This window comes from Mycobacterium sp. (genome assembly GCF_032159565.1).
In the GTDB taxonomy this organism is placed as follows: Bacteria; Actinomycetota; Actinomycetes; order Mycobacteriales; family Mycobacteriaceae; genus Mycobacterium.
In genome coordinates, this window is sequence record NZ_JAVHWR010000166.1 from 1 (window position 1) to 5617 (window position 5617).

The 5617-nt window shown below is 64.3% G+C and carries 6 protein-coding genes; 2 read left to right on the forward strand and 4 right to left on the reverse strand.

The window, feature by feature from the left end; all coding sequences use genetic code 11:
- The 4 genes from QOC76_RS22225 to dnaA form a co-directional block, all read right to left on the reverse strand.
- The coding region (locus QOC76_RS22225; RefSeq protein WP_526360438.1) for an AAA family ATPase at positions 1–534 on the reverse strand (534 nt) is incomplete at its 3' end.
- Positions 535–573: 39 nt separating this feature from the next.
- Positions 574–1467 carry a phosphogluconate dehydrogenase (NAD(+)-dependent, decarboxylating) gene (gene gnd, locus QOC76_RS22230; RefSeq protein WP_526360440.1) on the reverse strand — a complete coding sequence of 298 codons (894 nt, stop codon included), beginning with the start codon at positions 1465–1467 and terminating at the stop codon, positions 574–576.
- Between the two features lie 30 nt (positions 1468–1497).
- Positions 1498–2703: a DNA polymerase III subunit beta gene (dnaN, locus tag QOC76_RS22235; protein WP_526360442.1), complete on the reverse strand. Its 1206-nt coding sequence runs from the start codon at positions 2701–2703 to the stop codon at positions 1498–1500.
- 498 nt (positions 2704–3201) lie between these two features.
- On the reverse strand, positions 3202–4704 hold the full coding sequence (gene dnaA / locus QOC76_RS22240) for a chromosomal replication initiator protein DnaA (RefSeq protein ID WP_526360444.1): 1503 nt from the start codon (positions 4702–4704) through the stop codon (positions 3202–3204).
- 543 nt (positions 4705–5247) lie between these two features.
- Here dnaA and rpmH point away from each other — a divergent pair.
- Together rpmH and rnpA are read left to right on the forward strand one after the other, a co-directional pair.
- On the forward strand, positions 5248–5391 hold the full coding sequence (gene rpmH, locus QOC76_RS22245) for a 50S ribosomal protein L34 (protein ID WP_077100535.1): 144 nt from the start codon (positions 5248–5250) through the stop codon (positions 5389–5391).
- Between the two features lie 21 nt (positions 5392–5412).
- A partial coding sequence (gene rnpA / locus QOC76_RS22250) for a ribonuclease P protein component (protein WP_526360446.1) occupies positions 5413–5617 on the forward strand: 205 nt, incomplete at its 3' end.

Genomic DNA, 5617 nt, shown 5'->3' on the forward strand with positions numbered 1-5617 from the left:
GCTGCGATCACCGCGGTGCCTTGCCCCTGCTGCCGTCTTCAGCAGGGCCGTGCGCTGCCGCAACACCTTGTCGTAGTCGGCGCGCACACCCGCTATCCGCGGCCTGCGTGTAGTGGCGAGTTCATCGAGGTAGCGGCGACGTTCGGCGGGATCACCGCGGACCAGGGCCAGGTCTTCGGGCGCGAACATCACCGCGCGTAGGGCACCGAGCACTTCGCGCGCGCTGCGGACGGGGGAGCGGTTCAGCCGCGCCTTGTTGGCCCGCCCCGCCATCACCTCGAGATCGACGGCGAGCTCGCGGCCCTCGTTCACGACGATGGTCGAGATGATGGCCCGTTCGGCACCGGCCCGCAGCAGAGGCGCGTCCGAAGCCACCCGGTGCGACCCCAAAGTCGCTGAATACCACAGGGCCTCAACAAGGTTGGTTTTGCCGTATCCGTTCGGGCCGACGAACACGGTGCGGCCGGGCTCGAGGTCCAGGTCGACCCGAGCCCATGACCGGAAATCCTGTAGCCCCAGGTGGCGGACGTACACCTTGCTATCCCCGAGTCGCTTCGCTCCTGGCCGCCGGCGCTATCCGGACTCGCTGATCCGTTTCACTGCGTGGCCGCCGAACTGGTTGCGCAACGCCGCGACGGCCTTCATGGTCGGGGAGTCGTCCTGCCGGGACAGGAACCGCGCGAACAGGGCCGCCGCGATGGCGGGAACAGGGACCCGCAACCGGATCGCTTCTTCCACGGTCCACCGGCCTTCACCGGAATCGTCGGCGTAGCCGGTGATCTGCTCCAGGTCGGGATCTTCCTTGAGGGCCCTGGCCAACAGCTGCTGCAGCCAGGAACGCACCACGGTGCCGTTGGTCCATGCTTGGTAGACCGCCTGCGGATCCTTGATCAGGTCTTCGGCGGCGAGTACCTCATATCCCTCGGCGTAGGCCGTCATCAGCGCATATTCGATTCCGTTGTGAACCATCTTGGCAAAGTGCCCCGCGCCGACGGGACCCGCGTGCACGAAGCCGTCCTCGCGCGGACCGGGCGGGCGCAGAGTGTCGAAGATCGGCATCGAGCGCTCGACGTCGGCATCGCTGCCGCCGACCATCAGCCCGTAGCCTTCCGTCAGACCCCAGATTCCGCCCGACACACCCGCGTCGATGTAGGCAACGCCCTTCTCGGCCAACATCTTCGCGTGCGGACCGTCGTCGGTATAACGGGAGTTGCCGCCATCGATGACCAGGTCGCCCTCGGACAGTTCCTTGGCAAGATCGGTGATCGTGGCGTCGGTGATGGGTCCGGACGGCACCATCACCCACACCACGCGGGGAGCTTCGAGTGCTTCGGCGAGCGCCGCGAGCGTAGGCACGTCGCTGACTTCGGGCCGGGGGTCGTAGCCGACCACCTCGTGCCCGCCCTTGCGCAGACGCTCACGCATGTTGAAGCCCATTTTGCCCAGGCCGATCAAACCCAATTGCATGTAAAGCCTCTTTCGTCGCGGGTGGGAGCCCTAGCCCGGGAGCCGCACCGGCATCAACAGGTAGACATAGTCAGTCTCCGCCGCGGGGAACGGTCCCGAACCTGCGCCGGCCGTGCCGTCGTCATCGTCGTGCGCGGGCCTCAACACAGCGGGCCGGCTGGGTGTCGTGAAGCCGAACGTCACGCGACCCGAATGCAACGAGCCCAAGCCGTCGGTCAGGTATGTCGGATTGAACGCGATGGTCAACGGATCGCCCGCGAACGAAACGGGCAGATCCTCCTCGGCGCGGCCGACGTCATCGGCACCCGCCGACAACTTGAGCACATCGTCGGCGAACTCCATGCGCACCTGCGCCCCGCGGTCGGCGACCAACGCGACGCGCTTGATCGCCTCGGTCAGTTCGGCGACACCGACGGTGGCGACGGCCGTGTGTTCCGTCGGCAGCAGCTGGCGAAACTTCGGGAACTCGGCGTCGAGCAGGCGGGTGGTGCTGCGCTTGCCGTCGCTGCGGATTCCGAGCAGACCCTCCTTGCCCACCGCCGATCCGGCGCCGAGCGACAGATGCACATCGCCCGCACCCGTACCCGCCTTCGCGGCCTCGGCCAGAGTCTTGGCCGGCACCAGCACCGCCGCCTCGATATCTGCCGCTTCCGTCGACCAGGTCAGCTCACGGACAGCGAGGCGGAAGCGGTCGGTGGCCGCCAAAACCACCGATTCGCCGGAAATCTCGACCCGAATGCCCGTCAGCATCGGAAGCGTGTCGTCCCGCCCGGCGGCGACGGCCACCTGGCCGATCGCTTCGGCGAACAGGTCGGCGGAGATGACACCCGTCTCGTCGGGCAGTGTGGGCAGCGTCGGGTAGTCCTCCACCGCCATGGTCGGCAGGGAGAACCTGGCGCTTCCGCAGTTGAGCAACACCCGGGTGCCCTCGACGCTGACATCCACCGGCTTGGCCGGAAGAGCGCGCGTGATGTCAGACAACAACCGACCCGAAACGAGAACACTTCCAGGAGAAGCGATCTCGGCACCGACTCGTACTTCGGCCGACACCTCGTAGTCGAAACCCGAGATTGTCAGACCTTCATCCGATCCGGTCAGCAGTACGCCGGCGAGCACCGGAACCGTCGGCCTGGTGGGCAGGTTGCGGGCAACCCAGGCCACCGCGTCGGCGAAGTCCTCGCGCACCAACCGGAACTTCAAATCGGAGAGACCAACCGTCGTCGTCGCCACGTCCATAGTGTCCCTTCGATCAACTCACAACCAGGCTCTAACCAGCAATTTCGGGACGCTTGCGCTTCGATCCCCCATTGTCGCTGCGACGACCGTAACGGCTATCGAAGAACAACCGTAGATCTTTCGGGCCCATCTTGAAAGCTAATCGATCGGGGCGACAACGAAGGTCAGCGGCGTGCGGCGAACGGGCCGAGACGCGGTGTCCCCAAGGCATCTCTTCTAAGAGAAAACTATGGAGATAAATGAGTAACAGTAATAGGTCCTGTGGAACCTGTGGATGAACCATGGTCGGTGCAGGAGGGAGCTTGTATCGGGTTGTGAGTTACTTGTGGACGAGTGTCGACGCTCGGCTGGATCCCTGGGGATCCAGCCGGCGTTGTGGAGGATTCGCCGCCGGCACGTGCGGGTTTTCGGCGATTGTCCACAGGGTGTGCACAGGCGATTAGATGTGACAGCTGGTGCGACGGGGACAGAAGTTTTTCAAAGAATTTTCAGATCAGCTCAGCGCTTGGCGCGCTGACGGATCCGCGTGGTGAGTTCTTTGACTTGATCGAAGATCTCGCGTCGCTGTGCCATCTCGCCGCGGATCTTCTTCTCCGCGTACATGACGGTGGTGTGGTCGCGGCCGAAGGCCTGGCCGATCTTGGGTAGCGACAGGTCGGTCAGTTCGCGGCACAGATACATGGCGATCTGTCGTGACTGGGCCAGGGCCCTGGTCTTAGCGGGGCCGCGAAGTTCTTCGACGGTCGTTTCGAAGTACTCGGCGGTGGCAGCCATGATGCCGGCGGTGCCGATCTGGATGCTGTTCACGTCCGCGATCAGATCCCGCAGGACGATCTCGGCGAGTGACTTGTCGATGGGTGTCTTGTTCAGCGAAGCGAAGGCGGTCACGCGGATCAGCGCACCCTCGAGTTCGCGGATGTTGCGCTCGATGCTGCTGGCGATCAGTTCGAGGACATCGTCGGGAACATCGAGCCGGTCCATTTGAGCCTTCTTGCGAAGGATCGCGATCCGGGTCTCCAGCTCGGGCGGCTGGACGTCGGTGATCAGTCCCCACTCGAATCGCGTGCGCAGTCGGTCTTCCAGGGTGGCCAGTTGCTTGGGCGGCCGGTCCGAGGAGATGACGATCTGCTTGTTCGCGTTGTGCAACGTGTTGAACGTGTGGAAGAACTCCTCCTGGATGCCTTCCTTGCCCTCGATGAACTGGATGTCGTCGACGAGTAGCACATCGATGTCCCGGTAGCTGCGTTTGAACGAGGCTTTGCGGTCGTCGCGAAGCGAGTTGATGAAGTCGTTGGTGAATTCCTCGGTCGAGACGTACTTGACGCGCATGCCGGGAAACAACCGCTGCGCGTAGTTGCCCGCCGCGTGCAAAAGGTGAGTTTTACCGAGGCCGGATTCACCCCAGATGAAGAGCGGGTTGTACGCGCGTGCCGGCGCCTCAGCAATCGCGAGGGTGGCGGCGTGAGCGAACCTGTTCGACGCTCCGATGACGAAGGTGTCGAAGGTGTAGCGGCGGTTGAGACTGACCGAATTGTCGTCGCTCGCGGCGATCCTGCGTGGTCCGCTGGAGAAGTACGTCGGCCAACTCTCCTCGGCGCTGGCAAGCGCCTCGCTCACTTCGTCGATCTCGTCGGCTTCGGTTTCGCCGTAGATGTCCGCGGCGGTGGTGAACCCCTCGTCGGGGTTCTCTGGGGTGGGGCTGGCGATACGCACACCCAGTTCGACGCGCTGGCCGAGCTGTCGGCTCAATGCCGAGATGATCGGTTCGCGCAGGTGCCGCTCGATCTCGTTCTGGACAAAGCTGGTCGGAACGGACAGCAGGGCAAACCCCTCGGTGATAACGAGTGGTTTGACCAGCTTCAACCAGGCCCTTTGCTGTGGGGTAAGGGTGGGTGGCGCAGGCTCGCCGTTGAGTGGCTCGCCGGTTCGGGTATCGCCGTTGAGTTCGGCGAGCACCATATTCCAGACGGCGACGAACGGTGGGTCGGGGTCAGCTGTCAATGACGGGAACCCCCTCAGGCTGGTCCAAGGGACCACCAAGAGAACGAAGACGAACTGTCCACATAGTTATCCACAGGCTGTGGACAAGGACAGCTGCCGTCGATCTGTTATCTACCGGCGAGGACGCCGCGTGCCTGGGCTCGTCACAGTGGTTCCGCACTCTGTGGGCTCGCGACCTTTCGGGCTTCCTCGCTTCGTTGTCTGTCGCCGCTCCGATGGCGGAACGGCATTGGCAGAAGCTAACAGTTTTCAGCCTTAGTGCCAACCGTTCTGCAACATTGCCCGGGGGATACTTCTGGGCGGCGCCGAGGCGGTGACTGCTGTGAGTGAAGTCAACGCTTCGGGGGCGGGTGACAGTGGTTTGACCTAGTGAAATCTCGTCAGTACCCTCGAACAGTCGCCCGAACGTGGTGACACGGCTGCGATCCGGAGTTGTACGGAGACCGCGCCGGCTAGCGAGCAAGACGACGAGCTTACCAACGGCGATCGCGTTCAGACCTGTGCGTCAGAAGCGGTTGCCACACGCAACGAGGAGTGACAGCCGTGGCCAAGGGCAAGCGGACCTTTCAGCCCAACAACCGGCGCCGCGCGCGGGTGCATGGGTTTCGGCTTCGGATGCGGACCCGGGCCGGCCGGTCGATCGTGTCCAGCCGGCGTCGTAAGGGCCGCCGCGCGCTGACTGCGTAAATCGACGCAGGGTCTAGCGCGGTGCTTCCGGCGCGGAACCGGATGACGCGGTCGACGGAATTCGGTACCACAGTCAATCGAGGGGTGCGGACGGCGCAGCCCGACATTGTGGTGCACGCACGCCGGTCCAGCGACGCCGACGGTGTCGGCCCGAAGGTGGGTCTGGTGGTCGCCAAGACCGTGGGCAACTCGGTGCAACGGCATCGGGTGGCGCGGCGGCTGCGGC